Raw genomic sequence first — 15944 nt, forward strand, 5'->3', positions numbered from 1 at the left:
GCGGGATGCGGCGGGGGTTGCCGAGCCCGAGACGAGCCGTTCAGCTTAACGGATGCGGTGAGCCGGGCATTCCCGAGGCGGCGCCCGGATCTGCGGGCGGGGTTATGGTGACGGAATGAGCATGGGCGGACCCGGCGGCGGGCGGGGCGGGTTCCGGGCCGTCGACGAGCAGGCCCAGCGGCGTCGCAACGCCTCGGCGCCGCAGATCCCGGACCTCGGCCGGCGCGTGGCCGCCCTGTTCCTGCCCTACCGTCGCCGACTCGTGGTGACGGCGGTGCTCGTCGTCCTCGGGGCGGCGGTGGGGGTGATCCCGCCGCTGATCGTCCAGCGGATCTTCGACGATGCGCTCTTCCCCGTCGACGGCTCCGCGCCCCGTATCGGGCTCCTCGGCGTGCTCGTCCTGTCGATGATCGCCCTGTTCGTCCTCGGCGCCGGGCTCGGGATCGCCCAGACCTGGCTGACCTCGACGGTCGGGAACCGGGTCACGGGCGACCTCCGGGTGCGGATGTTCGAGCATCTGCAGGCGATGGATCTCGGCTTCTTCACCCGGACCAAGACCGGGGTCATCCAGTCGCGGCTGCAGAACGACGTGGGGGGCGTCTCCGGCGTGCTCACCAACACCGTCACGAGCATCCTCGGCAACACGGTGACGGTCATCTCGGCGCTGGTGGCCATGGTCCTGATCGACTGGCGGTTGACCCTCATCGCGGTCGTCATGATGCCGGTCCTGGTGCTCGTCCAGCGTCGCGTCGGCCAGGTGCGTGCGCGCATCGCCGGGCAGACCCAGGAGTCGCTGTCGGAGCTCAGCGCCATCACGCAGGAGACCCTGAGCGTCTCCGGCATCCTGCTGTCGAAGTCCTTCAACCGCCAGCGGGCCGAGTCCGAGCGCTACGCCGCCGAGAACCGCACCCAGATCGGGCTGCAGGTGCGGCAGGCGATGAGCGGGCAGGGCTTCTTCGCCGTCGTGCAGATCATCATGTCCTCGGTGCCGGCGATCATCTACCTCGTCGCCGGGCTCTTCATCAGCGGCGGGGGGCCCGCGATCACGGCGGGCGCCGTCGTCGCCTTCACCACGGTGCAGGCCCGCCTGTTGATGCCGCTGATGGGCCTTATGAGGGTCGCGTTGGACCTCCAGACGTCCCGGGCACTGTTCGCGCGCATCTTCGAGTACCTCGACCTGCGCCCCGCCATCACCGACCGCGCCGACGCGATCGAGGTCACCGCCGCGCCGGGACCGCTCGGCCGCATCGAGTTCCGCGATGTGTCCTTCCGGTATCCGGATGCCGGACCGCAGAGCCCCGCGACGCTCGACGGCGTGTCCTTCGTCGCCGAGCCCGGCCAGCACATCGCGTTCGTGGGTCCGTCGGGGGCCGGGAAGACCACGATCCTCTACCTGGCCCCGCGCCTCTACGAACCCGTGGCGGGGACCGTCCTGTTCGCGGGCGCGGACGTACGCAGTCTCACCCACGCCTCGATCATCGACCGCATCGGGATCGTGTCGCAGGAGACCTACCTCTTCCATGCCTCGATCCGCGACAACCTGCGCTATGCGCGCCCGGACGCGACGGATGCCGAGATCGAGGCCGCCTGCGTTGCGGCGAACATCCATCACGTCGTCATGGGATTCGAGGACGGATACGACACGATCGTCGGCGAGCGCGGATACCGGCTCTCCGGCGGCGAGAAGCAGCGCATCGCGATCGCGCGCGTGTTGCTGAAGGACCCTCCCGTCCTGCTGCTCGACGAGGCGACCTCGGCGTTGGACACCGTGTCGGAGCGCGTTGTCCAGGAGGCGATCGACGAGGCGGCTCGCGGGCGGACCACCCTGTCGATCGCGCACCGGCTCTCGACGGTGGTCGCCGCCGACGTCATCCACGTCGTCAGCGGCGGGCGCATCGTCGAATCGGGCACGCACGCCGAACTCCTCGCCCGCGACGGGCTGTACGCCGAATTGGCGGCGCAGCAGATCGCCGCGGGGCGCATCGAAGGCGCGATTTAGCCGGCCGTCGCCTTCACCACGCGAGGGCGGCGGCGCGCAGCGCCGCGGAGTCGGCGTCGAGAGCGATGCCGTCGCGCTCCGCACGCTCCGACAGGTCGCGGGTGAACGCCCCGAGCAGACGGCGGTACTCGTCGTCGGGATGGTGTTCGGCGACCCGGACCAGCGCGGGCACGTCCATGCCGAGGATGAGTCGGACGCGCGACCGCGCCGCGGCGGCGTGTTCGCCCGCGTCGAGGACGGCGAGGCCCCCACGCATCCCGTCCAGGTAGTCCTGCAGCACCGGCACGGCGTGCCGGCGCTGCGTGATCGAGGTCCCGTCGGCGCGCTCGCGCCACTGGACGACGACGTCGGGGAGCACATCGATCCCGCGGGCCGAGACGTACAGCTGCTGGGCGACCACCTGGTCCTCGTACGCCCGCTCCTCGGTGAACCGCAGGTGCTCGCGGCGCCAGAGTTCGGTGCGGCTGACCTTGGACCAGGCGACGATGTTCCCCGAGACGTCCGGGTGCTCGGCGAGGGTCGTCCCGCGCCGGGCGGGAGTCGTCGAGGCGGCCACCCACGGCTGGACGACGCCGGGGGAGTAGTGGCCGGCGGCATCCGCTCGCAACCGGACGTAGGCACCGACGGCGACCTCGCTGCCGGAGTGCTCGAGGCTGCCGACGAGCGACTCGAGAGCATGCGGCGTCATGACGTCGTCGGCGTCGAAGAACCCGACGAACGGGGTTTCGACGCGCTCGAGCGCCTCGTTGCGCGATGCGCCCAGGCCGCGCGCGACCTCGTGGCGGAGGAGCTGGAACCGCGGGTCGGCGGCGGCGACCTCGGCGAAGACCTCGGCGGTCCGATCGCGCGAGGCGTCGTCGACGAGGATCACGCGGAAGTCGCCGCGGGTCTGGGCCCGGAGCGAGGCCAGGGCGTCATCGACGAAGGCGCCCACATCGCGTCCGGGCACGATGACGGTGACGGTCGGGGAGGTCATCATCGCGATCGTACCGCCGCGACGGATGCCGCGACCGCGTCGGCGATCGGTGCGGGGTCGCCGACGGCGTGGTGACCGAAGCTGAACCGCACCGAGGTCTGGGCGACCTCCGGCGCGACACCCAGGGCCACGAGGACGTGCGACGGTTCGTCGCTGCCGGCGGCGCACGCCGATCCGCTCGAGGACACCACACCCCGCCGTTCGAGTTCGAGCAGGATCGCCTCGCCGCTGACCCCCTCGAAGGTGAAACTCGCCGTCCCCGGCAGGCGCCGCGACGGATGACCCGTCAGCGACGCCTCGGGGACCCGTTCGCGAACCCGGTCGATGAACGCGTCGCGCATCGCGGCGACGCGGGCCGCCGCATCCGCTCTCTCCTGTTCGGCGAGCTCCAGCGCGACGGCGAAGCCCACCGCGCCCGCGACGTTCTGGGTGCCGCTGCGGCGATCGCGCTCCTGCCCGCCGCCGTGGAGCAGGGGCTCGAGGGGCACGCGGCCGCGGATCGCGAGCACGCCGACCCCCTGCGGCGCGCCGATCTTGTGGCCCGCCAGCGACAGGGCGTCGGCCCCCGTCCCCGCCAGCGGGAGCCACCCCGCCGCCTGGACCGCGTCGAGGTGGAACGGGATGCGGGCCGGCGCCGTGACGGCGGTCAGGGCAGCGGCATCCTGCACCGTCCCGATCTCGTTGTTCGCATAACCGACCGAGACGAGCACGGTGTCCTCCCGCAGGGCGCCCGCCAGCGCCGCCGGCGACAGGACGCCGTCCCGGTCGACTCCGACCTGCGTGACGGCCACGCCGTGCACGCGATGCAGATACTCGACCGAGGACAGGACGGATTCGTGCTCGATCGCCGTGGTCACGACGTGCCCCGGTCGACCTGTCCGCAGGAGCGCGGCGACGGCGACGCCCTTGACGGCGAGGTTGTTCGCCTCCGTCGCCCCGGAGGTGAAGACCACGTCACCCGGTCGCATCCCGACGACCGCGGCGACGCGGCGACGGGCGTCCTCGAGGGCCCCCGCGACATCCTCACCGACCGTGTGATGGCTCGATGGATTGCCGAAGCGGTCGCCGAGGAAGGGCAGCATCGCCGCGCGCACCTCCGGGCGCACAGGACCCGAGGCGGCGTGGTCGAGGTAGAGCACGTCAGACCTCGTCGATGCGGACGTCGAGTCCCAAGTCGAGCGCGCGTGCGGAGTGGGTGAGGGCGCCGACGGAGATGACGTCCACGCCGGTCTCGGCGATGGCACGGACGGTCTCGAGAGAGACGCCGCCCGAGGCCTCGACGGTCGCCCGGCCCGCGACCTGCGCGACACCCGTCCGTAGGTCGGCGAGGGAGAAGTTGTCGAGCATGATCGTGCCGATCCCGGCGGCGAGGACGGCCTCGATCTGGTCGAGGCGATCGACCTCGACCTCGATGTGCGTCGTGTGGGGCAGGCGCGTCTTCGCCTCGCGAAGCGCGTCGGTGACCGACAGTCCCGAGCGGACCAGGACCGCGAGGTGGTTGTCCTTGGCCATGACGGCGTCCGAGAGCGAGTGCCGATGGTTCGCGCCGCCGCCGCTGCGGACGGCGTGGCGCTCGAAGGCGCGCAGTCCCGGTGTGGTCTTGCGGGTGTCGGCGATCCGCACACCGGTGCCGGCGACCGTGTCCACGTACTGCGCGGTCAGCGTCGCCACTCCCGACATCCGCTGCGCGAAGTTCAGCCCGATGCGCTCGGCCGTCAGCACGGCCCGGGCGGGGCCCGTGACCGTCGCCAGCACGTCGCCGGGGGCGAAGCGGGCGCCGTCGGGCACGTGCAGGCGCACCTCGACCCGCGGGGCGGTCAGCGAGAATGCCGCGCTGAAGACCTCGCCGCCGCTGAACACGCCGCTCTCGCGGGCGACGAGTTCCGCCGTCGCGGTGGCGGATGCCGGGATCAGCGCCTCGCTCGTCAGGTCGCCCCACGGCGCATCCTCCGCCAGGGCGGCACGGACGGTGTTCTCGATGACGGTGGCGGAGAGCATCAGGCGGCCCCTTCCAGATCGGTGCGGGCGTCACCCTCGGCGGTCATGGCGGCGTCGTCGGTGCGCAGGTGCGAGCCGACGGATCCGGTGCGTGCGTCCGCCGCAGCGACGACGAGCCGCGCGACCTCCAGCAGATTGGCTTCCTCGTGCTCGCGGACGGTGACGGGTGCCGCGATCTCCGCCTGCCACGCGGCCAGGGTGCGGCCCGCGCGCGCCAGACCGGCGCCGTCGCGTGCCACACCGGCATCCGCCCACATGAGCTCCTGCAGCGCGCGGCGCGAGAACGGCGGATGCGGGATGCCGGTGGCCGGCGACTCCCCACCGGCCCCCGCCGGCGCCACCGCGGGAACGGGCCAGGCGCGCGCGGCGTCGACGGCAGCCGCCGCGCCGGCACGCGCGCCGAACACGGCGCCCTCGAGCAGGGAGTTCGATGCGAGGCGGTTCGCACCGTGGACCCCGGTGCAGGCGACCTCGCCGACGGCGTAGAGACCGGGAACGTCGGCCCGCCCGTCGAGATCCGTCACGACACCGCCCATGAGGTAGTGCGCGGCCGGGGTCACCGGGATCGGTTCGCGTGCCCAGTCCAGACCGCGCGCACGGACGGCGGCGTCGATCGTCGGGAACCGGGCGGCGAGGAACGCCGCGCGGTGACCAGGGTCGGCGCTGTGGACGGCGGTCGCGTCAAGCAGGACGGGGCGCCCGCCCTGACGTGCCATCGCCGTGGCGATCGCCCGCGCGACGACGTCGCGCGGCGCCAGCTCTCCATCGGGGTGCGCGTCGATCGCGAAGCGCCGCCCGCTCTCATCGCGCAGGACCGCGCCCTCGCCGCGGACGGCCTCGGACACGAGGAACGCGTCGCCGATGGCGAGCACCGTGGGATGGAACTGCACGAACTCCATGTCGCGGACGGCGGCACCGGCGCGGGCGGCCAGAGCGATGCCGTCCCCCGTCGCCACGGTCGGGTTGGTGGAGTGCGCGAAGAGCTCACCCGCTCCGCCCGTGGCGAGGATCACGGCATCCGCGGTGAGCCGGTCGCCGCCGTGCAGGTCCACACCGACGACCCGGCCGTCCCGACGGACGAGGTCGGTCACGAAAGCGTGCTCCCGCAGCCGCACACCGCTCTCGCGGAGGCGCGCGACCAGCGCACGCTCGATCTCGGCGCCGGTCGCGTCGCCGCCCGCGTGGAGGATGCGGGGGAAGGAGTGCGCGCCCTCGAGCCCGCCCCGCAGGGTGCCGTGCTCGTCGCGGTCGAACGCGACACCCGCCGCGATCAGGTCGCGGATGCGGTGTGGCCCCTCTTCGACCAGAACCGTCACGGCGGCGGGGTCGGCCAGGCCCGCCCCCGCGACGAGGGTGTCGTGGGCGTGGTCGGCGGTGCGGTCCGCGGGGGAGAGGGCGCCGGCGATGCCGCCCTGCGCGTAACGCGTGTTCGCCTCGGTGACCGCCGCCTTCGTCACGAGCGTGACGTCGCATCCGGCCGCGTCGGCGTGCAGCGCAGCCGTCAACCCCGCGATCCCTGAGCCGACGACGACGATCGCGGTGGTCATGGCTTGGCCGCCAGCATCCGCTCGAGGGCGACACGCGCCGGCTCGGCCACGTCGGCCGTGACCTGGATGCGGTTGTGCACCTCACCGGCGACAAGGCCCTCCAGCACCCAGGCGAGGTATCCGGGGTGGATGCGGTACATCGTCGAGCACGGGCACACCACGGGGTCGAGGCAGAAGATCTCGTGCTGCGGGAACTGCGATGCGAGGCGCTGGACGAGGTTGATCTCCGTGCCGATGGCGAAGGTCGTCGGCTCGGTCGCGGCGGCGATCGCCTTGCGGATGTAGTCGGTCGATCCCGCCTCGTCGGCGGCGTCGACGACCTCCATGGGGCATTCGGGGTGGACGATCACGCGGACGTCCGGGTGCTCCGCGCGCGCCTGATCGATCTGGTCGACGGTGAAGCGGCGGTGCACCGAGCAGAAGCCGTGCCAGAGGATGACGCGGGCCTCCTCGAGCTCGGTCTCGGACGAGCCGCCGAGCGCCTTGCGCGGGTTCCACATCGGCATCCGTTCGAGGGGCACCCCCATGGCCTTCGCGGTGTTGCGCCCCAGGTGCTGGTCGGGGAAGAACAGCACCCGGCGGCCGCGGGCGAACGCCCATTCGAGCACCGTGCGCGCGTTGGAGGACGTGCAGACGATGCCGCCGTGACGACCGACGAACCCCTTGATGGCGGCGGACGAGTTCATGTAAGTGACCGGAATGACAGGGAGCAGCCCCTCGGCATCCGGGGTGTCCATGTCGCCGTACACCTCGGCGAGCTGCTCCCAGCACTCCTCGACCTGGTCGATGTCGGCCATGTCCGCCATGGAGCAGCCGGCGGCGAGGTTCGGCAGGATGACGGCTTGTTCGGGGCGTGAAAGGAGGTCGGCGGTCTCGGCCATGAAGTGGACCCCGCAGAAGACGATCGCCTCGGCCTCGGGGTGTTCGAGCGCCGCGTTCGCGAGTTGGAACGAGTCACCGACGTAGTCCGCGTGGGTGACGACCTCCTCGCGCTGGTAGAAGTGCCCGAGGACCACGACGCGGTCGCCGAGTGCGGCCTTCGCCGCGACGATCCGGCCGGCGAGTTCCTCCTCGCCGGCCTCCCGGTACTCGTCGGGGAGCTGTCCCTGCCGCGGAGCCCCCGTCGGGATCACGTCGCCCATCGACGAGCCCGGACCGTAGCCGGGGCGGGTGTCGAAGGTCCACGGGCCCGCGGCGAGGTCGGTGTTGCACGTCTCGGTGGTGAGGTCGCCGGCCACGATCGCCTGGATCTCGTGGTCGACACTCGGGTCGAGCGGGCGGGGCTGCAGGGTGATGGGGGTGGCGCTCATGTCGGTTCGGGTCCTTCACTGCGGGAGCGGGCCACGATCGGCCAGCTCGACGTCCTGGTTGTAGCGGTAGAGCCGCGCGGGCCGGTGGCTGCCCGTGCGGAAGTCGTCGGTCGGGATGAGGGTGCCGGACCCTTCGACCTGTCGCCGGAAGTTGGCCGGGTCCAGGCGGCGTCCCAGGATGGCCTCGTTGACCTCCCGGAGCTCGGCGAGGGTGAAGCGGTCGGGGAGGAACCCGTGCGCGATGCGGCTGTAGCCGACCTTGTTGCGCAGCCGCCAGAGGGCGTAGTCGACGATGTGGTTGTGGTCGAACGCCAGGACCGGCAGTGCCGTCGCGTCGAACCACGCCACGTTGTGCTGCTCGGTCGCCTCGGCGACGTCCTCGCGGACGAGGGCCCAGTAGACGATCGACACGACGCGTCCGGGCGAGCGGCCGACATCACCGAAGGCGTAGAGCTGCTCGAGGTAGCTGGGGGCGAGTCCGGTGGTCTCGGCCAGGGTGCGGGATGCGGTGGCTTCGAGATTCTCGACGGGATCGACCCATCCACCGGGGAGCGCCCACTGGCCCTCGTGCGGGTCGCGTGTCCGTCGCACGAGCGGAAGCTCGATGCGCGCATCGTCGGCCTCGTGTCGCAACCGGAAGATGACGGTTGAGACGGCAACGCCGATGGGGGGAGGGGAGGATGTTCGTGTCATGGTGACCTTAACTGCCATGACGATCTTATAGTCGCCGTGACCAGAACCGCAACACGAACCGATTTCCCAGCAGTTGCGGCCTACGCTGATCATGAGGAACCGCCGGCTCTCCCGGGCGGACTCGTCAAGGGAGGCCCGTCGTGCTCGTCGTCGACATCATCGTCGTGCTCGTGCTCATCGCCGCACTGTTCGGCGGGCTCCTGCGCGGCCTCGTGGCGACGGCCGGCACCCTCGTCGGCATCGTCCTGGGCGCCGTGCTCGCCGTCTGGCTCACCCCCGTCATCGCGCCGACCTTCACCGGCTGGGAGTACCGCAGCCTCGTGCTCGCCATCATCGCGATCGCCATCGTGATCCTCCTCGCCGCGCTCGGGACCGCTGTCGGCAGGCGCTTGCGCCGCGGCGTCGACCGCGCGCGGCTCGCGCCACTCGACCGCATCCTCGGCGGCGTCGTCAACACCGTCGCCGCCGCCGTCGTCCTCCTGCTCACGAGCGGCGCGATCATCGGGTCCGGGATGCCGGTGGTCGCCCCCGCCGTCGCCTCCTCTCGCGTCCTCGGCGCGATCGACGCGCTCACGCCGCCCGCGGTCGACTCAGCGCTCGCCGAGTTCCGCGGCTTCATCGTCTCGGAGGGGATCCCGCGCGTCGGAGAGCTGCTGGCCCCGGAGGTGGAGCCGACGGCGCCCCCCGTCTCACTCGACGATCCGCAGTTGGAGCGGGCCGCGGCATCCGTCGCCCGCATCAGCGGGAACGCCTACGCGTGCGGTGCGTCGCTGACGGGATCGGGGTTCGTCGTGGCCGACGACCTCGTCGTCACCAACGCGCATGTCGTCGCCGGCGTCGACGCGCCGCTGGTGGAACTTCCCGGACGGGATGCCGAGGAGGGGCGGATCGTCTACTTCGACCCGATCGACGACCTCGCCGTCATCAGCGTCGACGGCCTCGACGCCGAACCGCTCACGGTCGTCGACCCGGTCCCGGCGGGGACTCCGGTCGCCGTGCAGGGATATCCGCTGGGCGGCCCCTTCACGAGCAGCGCCGCCTACGTGCTCTCGGTCGGCAGCGCAGTCGTCTCCGACATCTACGAGGACAGCTCGCAGCCCCGCGAGATCTACGCACTGGAGGCGGACGTCCGTCCCGGCAACTCCGGTGGCCCCCTTCTCACCGAGGACGGCGAGGTGACCGGCGTCGTGTTCGCCCGCGGCAAAGACGACGCCACCCGCGGCTACGCGATGACGACCGACGAGCTGCGGCCTGCGCTCGAGGTCACGCCGGGCGACGCGACCGTCTCGTCGGGCGCCTGCCACACGGACTGATCGGGCCGTATCGACGCGTGGCGCCCCGGTGATAGGCTCGCGCTCACAACCGCATACCGGACCATCGCGTCTGCTCGGGAGAAGCCCTCGTGGCTGCCGAAGGAGCAATCCCTCCCCGGAATCTCTCAGGCCCCCGTACCGAGCCGACATGGTCACTCTGAAAAGCGGCATCCACGTGGTGCCCGCCGACGGGGCAAGCGGGCATCGCCCGCGAAATCTCTCAGGCCGATGACAGAGGGGGAGGAACTCACCCGCACCCCGCTGCGCCGTCAGGAGTTCCGTTGACCCCCTTCTTCCTCCCCTCCGCTCGATCGACGCGATGTCCATGAGCATCGGCGTGTTCGACCTGTTCACCGTGGGCATCGGTCCGTCCAGCTCCCACACGGTGGGACCGATGCGCGCCGCGGCCGACTTCGTCTCGCGCATCGACGCGCGTCGCGCGGCCCGGGTGCAGGTGGATCTGTACGGTTCGCTCGCGGCGACCGGGCGCGGACACGGCACGCTGACGGCCGTCCTGCTGGGACTCGAGGGGTGCCAGCCTGAAGAGGCGCTTCCCGTCGAGGTCGAAGAAAGGACCGCCGCGATCTCGTCGGAGCGCCGCGTGCGCCTGGGTGGTGTCGGCGACGTGCCGCTGTGCGAGGACGACATCGTCCTCCACCCCCTGACCGTTCTGCCCGCGCACACCAACGGCCTCCGGCTGCAGGTCTGGGATGCCGCTGACGTCCTCCTCGACGACGCCGTCTACTACTCGACCGGCGGCGGCTTCATCGTCCGCGACGGCGAGGCGGCCGGCGAGGCTGTCTCGGCCCCGGTGCCGTTCCCTTTCGAGACGGCCGCCGAGCTGCTCGACCACTGCGACCGCGAGAGCGCGTCGATGGCAGAGATCCAGCGGCGCAACGAACTCGCGTCGCGCACCGACGACGAGATCACCGCCGGCATCCTGCACCTGTCCGACGTCATGGCGGCCAGTGTCGCCTCGGGTGCCGCGCGGAAGGGGATGCTGCCGGGCGGCCTGCGCGTCCCGCGCCGGGCGCCCGCCTGGCATGAACGCCTGCAGCGCGACGACCCGACGGGCGATGACCCGGGGCTCTGGCAGGAGTGGGTGAACTTCGTGGCGCTGGCCGTCAACGAGGAGAACGCCTCGGGCGGACGCATCGTCACCGCCCCCACGAACGGGGCGGCCGGCATCATCCCCGCCGTCCTCCATTACGCGACCCACTACGCCGCGCCGACGCGTGCGCGCGCGGAGGTCGTCGTGCCGTTCCTGCTCACAGCCGCGGCGATCGGTGTCCTCTACAAGGCGCGCGCCTCGATCTCCGGCGCCGAGGTCGGCTGCCAGGGCGAAGTCGGTTCGGCCTCGTCGATGGCGGCGGCGGGTCTCGCCGAGGTGCTCGGCGGGACGCCGCGCCAGGTCGAGAACGCCGCGGAGATCGCGATGGAGCACAACCTGGGTCTCACGTGCGACCCGATCGGCGGACTCGTGCAGATCCCGTGCATCGAACGTAACGCGATCGCCGCAGCCAAGGCGATCAACGCCGCCAAGATGGCGCTGTGGGGCGACGGCACCCACCGGGTCTCCCTCGACGAGGTCATCGTGACCATGCGCGAGACGGGGCGCGACATGAGCAGCAAGTACAAGGAGACGGCGCTCGGCGGCCTCGCGGTCAGCGTCGTGGAATGTTGAGCGGAGACGGCATGACCGACACCACCACCGACGCGCGGCGATCGCCGCTGCACGAGCTGCACGAGCGGCTCGGTGCGTCCTTCACCGACTTCGGCGGCTGGCTCATGCCGGTGCGCTACACCTCTGACCTCGCCGAGCACCACGCCGTGCGGCAGGCGGCCGGGATCTTCGACATCTCGCACATGGCCGAGTTCCGCATCGAGGGGGCGGATGCCGCCGACTTCCTCGACCGTGCTCTCGCCGGACGCATCTCGTCGATGAAGGTCGGTAAGGCGAAGTACTCCCTCGTCCTCGCGGCCGACGGCGGCATCGTCGACGATGTGATCGTCTACCGCATCACGGAGGACGAGTTCCTCGTCATCTCGAATGCCGGCAACCGCGCCGAGGTCGCGGCGGCCTTCGCGGCGGTGGATGCGGGGGGTGCTCGCATCGACGACATCACCGACCGGATGTCGCTGATCGCCGTGCAGGGCCCGTCGGCCCGCAGCATCCTCGAGTCGACCGCCGGAATCGAGGGCGTCGAGCCGGCGCTGGTCGACATGACCTACTACTCGTGGGCGATCGGATCGTTCCAGGGGCGCAGCCTGTTCGTCGCCCGCACCGGCTACACCGGTGAGGACGGCTTCGAGCTGATGGTTCCGAACGAGGTCGCAGCGGACCTCTGGCAGGCCGTCACCGCCGCCGGAGCCGACCGCGGGCTCGTCCCCGCGGGCCTCGCCGCGCGCGACACGCTGCGCCTCGAGGCGGGGATGCCGCTGTATGGTCACGAGCTCTCGCGCGACATCGTGCCCGCACAGGCGGGGCTCGGCCGCGTCGTCGCCGCCGACAAGGAGGCGTTCGTCGGAAAGGACGTCCTCGCCGCCCGCGCCCTCGACGACGCGCCAGTGCTCGTCGGCCTCGTCGCCGAGGGCCGCCGCGCCGGGCGCGCCGGCTACGCCGTGCTCGCCGGAGACGACACCGTCGGCGAGATCACCTCGGGAGCGCTCAGCCCGACCCTCGGCCATCCCGTCGCGATGGCCTTCGTCCACCCCTCGGCATCCGCTGAGGGCACCGCCCTGACCATCGACGTCCGGGGGACCCGCATCCCCGCGACCGTCACCGCCCTGCCCTTCTACCGGAGACAGAAATGACCGATCTGACCGCCCTGTCCTACACCGCCGAGCACGAGTGGATCGCCTTCGACGGCGACGTCGCGACCGTCGGCATCACCGACTATGCCGCTGAGAAGCTCGGTGACGTCGTCTTCGTCGAGCTCCCCGCCGTCGGGACGACCGTCACCGCCGGCGAGACCTGCGGCGAGATCGAATCGACCAAGTCGGTCGGCGAGCTCTACGCCCCGCTCACCGGCGAGGTCGTCGAGGTCAACGACGCCGTCGTGGACGACCCGTCGTCGGTCAACGCCGGCGCATTCGACGCGTGGCTCGTCAAGATCAAGACCGACGGCGCGCCCGCAGCCGACCTCCTCGACCGCGACGCCTACGTCGCGCTGACGGGCGGCGACGCGTGAGCTCGGCCTTCCGCGACCGCCACATCGGCACCGACTCGGCCGCGCAGGCCGAGATGCTGCGCGTCCTCGGGCGCGAATCCGTCGACGCCCTCGTCAACACCGCCGTCCCCGACGCGATCCACGTGGCCGAGCGCGAGAGCATCATCCCGCCCGCGGCGACCGAGGCCGAGGCGCTGGCCGAACTCCGCGACCTGGCGGCGCAGAACCGGTCGGCGCGCGCCATGATCGGCCTCGGCTACTACGACACGCTGACGCCGTCGGTCATCCAGCGGAACGTGCTCGAGAACCCGTCCTGGTACACCGCCTACACCCCCTACCAGCCCGAGATCTCGCAGGGCCGGCTCGAGGCGCTCATCAACTTCCAGACGATGGTGACCGACCTCACCGGGCTCGCGACGGCGAACGCGTCGATGCTCGACGAGTCCACGGCCGTCGTCGAGGGGATGCTGGTGGCCCGTCGCGCCTCGAAGTCCGCGTCGAACGTGTTCCTCGTCGATGCGGACGCACTGCCGCAGACCAAGGCCCTGCTGCATCACCGCGCGGCCGCCGTCGGTGTCGAGATCCACGAGACCTCCTACGACGGGGAGCTGCCGGAGGCGTTCGGCGCGTTCGTCCAGTACCCCGGCGCCACCGGGCGCGTATGGGACCCCTCCGACGTCATCGCGGCCGTCCAGGCGCAGAAGGGTCTCGTCGTCGTCGCGGCGGACCTGCTCGCCCTCACGCTCCTCCGCTCGCCGGGCTCCATGGGCGCCGATGTCGCCGTCGGCACGACGCAGCGCTTCGGAGTACCGATGGGCTTCGGTGGTCCGCACGCCGGGTACATGGCGGTGCGGGCAGGTCTCGAGCGTCAGCTGCCGGGACGCCTCGTCGGTGTGTCGATGGATGCCTCGGGCGCGCCCGCCTATCGCCTGTCGCTGCAGACCCGCGAGCAGCACATCCGCCGCGAGAAGGCGACCTCCAACATCTGCACCGCGCAGGTGCTGCTGGCGGTCATGGCCTCCATGTACGCGGTCTACCACGGTCCCGACGGTCTGAAGCGGATCGCCGAGGAGACCACCGCCAAGACGTCGCTGCTGCGCGACTGGCTCGTCGGGTCCGGTGCCGAGGTCCTGCACGAGGCGTACTTCGACACGCTCGTGGTCCGTACTCCCGGCCGCGCGGAGGACGTCATCGCCGACGCGCGCCGCCGGGGGTATCAGCTGTGGTTCCGCGATGGCGACTCTGTCGGGATCTCGGTCGACGAGACGACGACGGTCGCCGACCTCCAGGCCGTGGCATCCGTCTTCGGCGTCGACTCGTCGAAGGTGTTCGTTCCGCTGCGGGACCGCAACGCCCACCTCCCCGAGGCGCTCGGGCGCACGGACGAGTACCTGACGCATCCGGTCTTCAACACGCATCGCTCCGAGACGGCGATGATGCGGTACCTCAAGCAGCTCGCGGACCGCGACTACGCGCTCGACCGCGGCATGATCCCGCTCGGGTCGTGCACGATGAAGCTCAACGCGGCGACCGAGATGGCGGCGGTGTCGTGGCCCGAGTTCGCGCGGGTGCACCCGTTCGCGCCGACCGACGATGTCGCCGGCTACCTCGTGATGATCGACCAGCTCGAGGCGTGGCTGGCCGAGGTCACCGGGTACGACGCGGTCTCGCTGCAGCCGAACGCCGGCTCTCAGGGAGAGCTCGCGGGGCTCCTCGCCATCCGCGGCTACCACCACTCGCGCGGCGATCTGCACCGGGACGTCTGCCTCATCCCGTCGTCCGCGCACGGCACCAATGCGGCATCCGCCGTCCTCGCGGGGATGCGGGTCGTCGTGGTGGCGTGCGACGAGGCCGGCAACGTCGACCTGGCGGACCTGCGGGCCAAGGTCGAGGCGCACGCCGAGAACCTCGCGGCGCTCATGATCACGTACCCGTCGACGCACGGCGTGTACGAGCACGACGTCATGGACATCACCGGTGCCGTGCACGCGGCCGGAGGACAGGTCTACGTCGACGGTGCGAACCTCAACGCCCTGCTCGGGTTCGCCCGCTTCGGCGACCTGGGCGGCGACGTGTCGCACCTCAACCTGCACAAGACGTTCGCGATCCCGCACGGTGGCGGCGGACCCGGTGTGGGCCCTGTTGCGGCCAAGGCGCACCTCGCGCCGTTCCTGCCGTCGCACCCGCTGGCGCAGCGAGCTGAGCACGCGGGCGGTCACGTCTTCGACGGCGGTCCTGTCTCGGCGGCGCCGTACGGGTCGGCGTCGATCCTGCCGATCTCGTGGGCGTACGTCCGGATGATGGGCGCCGACGGACTCCGGCAGGCGACCGCCGCCGCGGTGCTCGCGGCGAACTACGTCGCTCGGCGACTCGAGGGGCACTACCCGGTGCTGTACGCGGGGGAGGGCGGGCTCGTCGCGCACGAGTGCATCCTCGACCTGCGCCCGCTCAAGGAGGCCACCGGCATCACGGTCGACGACGTCGCGAAGCGGCTCATCGACTACGGCTTCCACGCGCCGACGATGTCGTTCCCCGTCGCGGGGACGCTCATGGTCGAGCCCACGGAGTCCGAGGACCTCGCCGAGCTCGACCGGTTCGTCGAGGCGATGATCGCGATCCGCGCCGAGGCCGACGCGGTCGCGGCCGGGGACTGGCCGGCGAACGACAACCCGCTGGTGAACGCGCCGCACTCCGCGGCATCCGTCATCACGAGCGAGTGGGCGCACCCGTACCCGCGCGAGATCGCGGTGTACCCCGTGCCCGGCATCGTGCGCACGAAGTACTGGCCGCCCGTCCGCCGCATCGACAACGCCTACGGCGACCGCAACCTCGTCTGCGCCTGCCCGCCGATCGAGGCGTTCGCCTGACGCGCGGGCCCGCGGCGCGGCGCGGCGGGCCCGCGCGGGTTTCCCGCGAGACTGCACGCGGCGCACGAGAC

At 71.7% G+C, this 15944-nt stretch carries 12 protein-coding genes and 2 riboswitches; of the genes, 6 read left to right on the forward strand and 6 right to left on the reverse strand.

Annotated features, from left to right (window positions below; translation table 11 throughout):
• Positions 1 to 121: 121 nt before the first annotated feature.
• On the forward strand, positions 122 to 1999 hold the full coding sequence (locus tag ACIGEP_RS03525) for an ABC transporter ATP-binding protein (RefSeq protein ID WP_396661008.1): 1878 nt from the start codon (positions 122 to 124) through the stop codon (positions 1997 to 1999).
• Positions 2000 to 2012: 13 nt separating this feature from the next.
• Here ACIGEP_RS03525 and ACIGEP_RS03530 read toward each other — a convergent pair whose 3' ends face one another.
• Genes ACIGEP_RS03530 through ACIGEP_RS03555 form a run of 6 tightly spaced genes read right to left on the reverse strand, consistent with a single transcriptional unit; the run spans position 2013 to position 8523 of the window.
• On the reverse strand, positions 2013 to 2975 hold the full coding sequence (locus ACIGEP_RS03530; RefSeq protein ID WP_396660241.1) for a glycosyltransferase family 2 protein: 963 nt from the start codon (positions 2973 to 2975) through the stop codon (positions 2013 to 2015).
• The gene (locus tag ACIGEP_RS03535; RefSeq protein WP_396660242.1) at positions 2975 to 4114 is read right to left on the reverse strand and encodes a cysteine desulfurase family protein; all 1140 of its coding nucleotides are present in this window, start codon (positions 4112 to 4114) and stop codon (positions 2975 to 2977) included. Before ACIGEP_RS03535 ends, ACIGEP_RS03530 begins: the two co-directional genes overlap by 1 nt.
• A gap of 1 nt (position 4115) precedes the next feature.
• The gene (nadC, locus tag ACIGEP_RS03540; protein WP_396660243.1) at positions 4116 to 4973 is read right to left on the reverse strand and encodes a carboxylating nicotinate-nucleotide diphosphorylase; all 858 of its coding nucleotides are present in this window, start codon (positions 4971 to 4973) and stop codon (positions 4116 to 4118) included.
• A complete protein-coding gene (gene nadB, locus ACIGEP_RS03545; RefSeq protein WP_396660244.1) occupies positions 4973 to 6520 on the reverse strand; it encodes an L-aspartate oxidase in 1548 nt (515 codons plus the stop codon). Before nadB ends, nadC begins: the two co-directional genes overlap by 1 nt.
• Positions 6517 to 7830, reverse strand: a complete 1314-nt coding sequence (nadA, locus tag ACIGEP_RS03550) for a quinolinate synthase NadA (protein WP_396660246.1) — start codon at positions 7828 to 7830, stop codon at positions 6517 to 6519. The genes nadB and nadA overlap by 4 nt, the downstream gene beginning before the upstream one ends.
• Positions 7831 to 7845: 15 nt before the next feature.
• Positions 7846 to 8523, reverse strand: coding sequence for an NUDIX hydrolase (locus ACIGEP_RS03555; RefSeq protein WP_396660247.1), 678 nt, complete (start codon positions 8521 to 8523; stop codon positions 7846 to 7848).
• 140 nt (positions 8524 to 8663) lie between these two features.
• Between ACIGEP_RS03555 and ACIGEP_RS03560 the strand changes: the two genes are divergently transcribed.
• From ACIGEP_RS03560 to gcvP, 5 genes are all read left to right on the forward strand, one after another.
• Positions 8664 to 9836, forward strand: coding sequence for a MarP family serine protease (locus ACIGEP_RS03560; protein WP_396660248.1), 1173 nt, complete (start codon positions 8664 to 8666; stop codon positions 9834 to 9836).
• Positions 9837 to 9901: 65 nt separating this feature from the next.
• Positions 9902 to 9987, forward strand: a riboswitch (glycine riboswitch).
• Positions 9988 to 10081, forward strand: a riboswitch (glycine riboswitch). It abuts the riboswitch before it with no gap.
• Between the two features lie 80 nt (positions 10082 to 10161).
• Entirely contained in the window at positions 10162 to 11520 is a 1359-nt protein-coding gene (locus ACIGEP_RS03565; RefSeq protein ID WP_396660249.1) for an L-serine ammonia-lyase, read from the forward strand.
• An 11-nt stretch (positions 11521 to 11531) separates the two neighbouring features.
• Positions 11532 to 12650, forward strand: coding sequence for a glycine cleavage system aminomethyltransferase GcvT (gcvT, locus tag ACIGEP_RS03570; protein WP_396660250.1), 1119 nt, complete (start codon positions 11532 to 11534; stop codon positions 12648 to 12650).
• Positions 12647 to 13027 (forward strand): glycine cleavage system protein GcvH, encoded by a 381-nt coding sequence (gene gcvH, locus ACIGEP_RS03575; RefSeq protein ID WP_396660251.1) that lies wholly within the window; start codon positions 12647 to 12649, stop codon positions 13025 to 13027. Before gcvT ends, gcvH begins: the two co-directional genes overlap by 4 nt.
• A 53-nt stretch (positions 13028 to 13080) precedes the next feature.
• On the forward strand, positions 13081 to 15873 hold the full coding sequence (gene gcvP, locus ACIGEP_RS03580; RefSeq protein ID WP_396661009.1) for an aminomethyl-transferring glycine dehydrogenase: 2793 nt from the start codon (positions 13081 to 13083) through the stop codon (positions 15871 to 15873).
• Positions 15874 to 15944: the final 71 nt, after the last annotated feature.

Origin of the sequence: Microbacterium sp. NPDC077663 (genome assembly GCF_044542795.1) — a bacterium.
Lineage (GTDB): Bacteria > Actinomycetota > Actinomycetes > Actinomycetales > Microbacteriaceae > Microbacterium.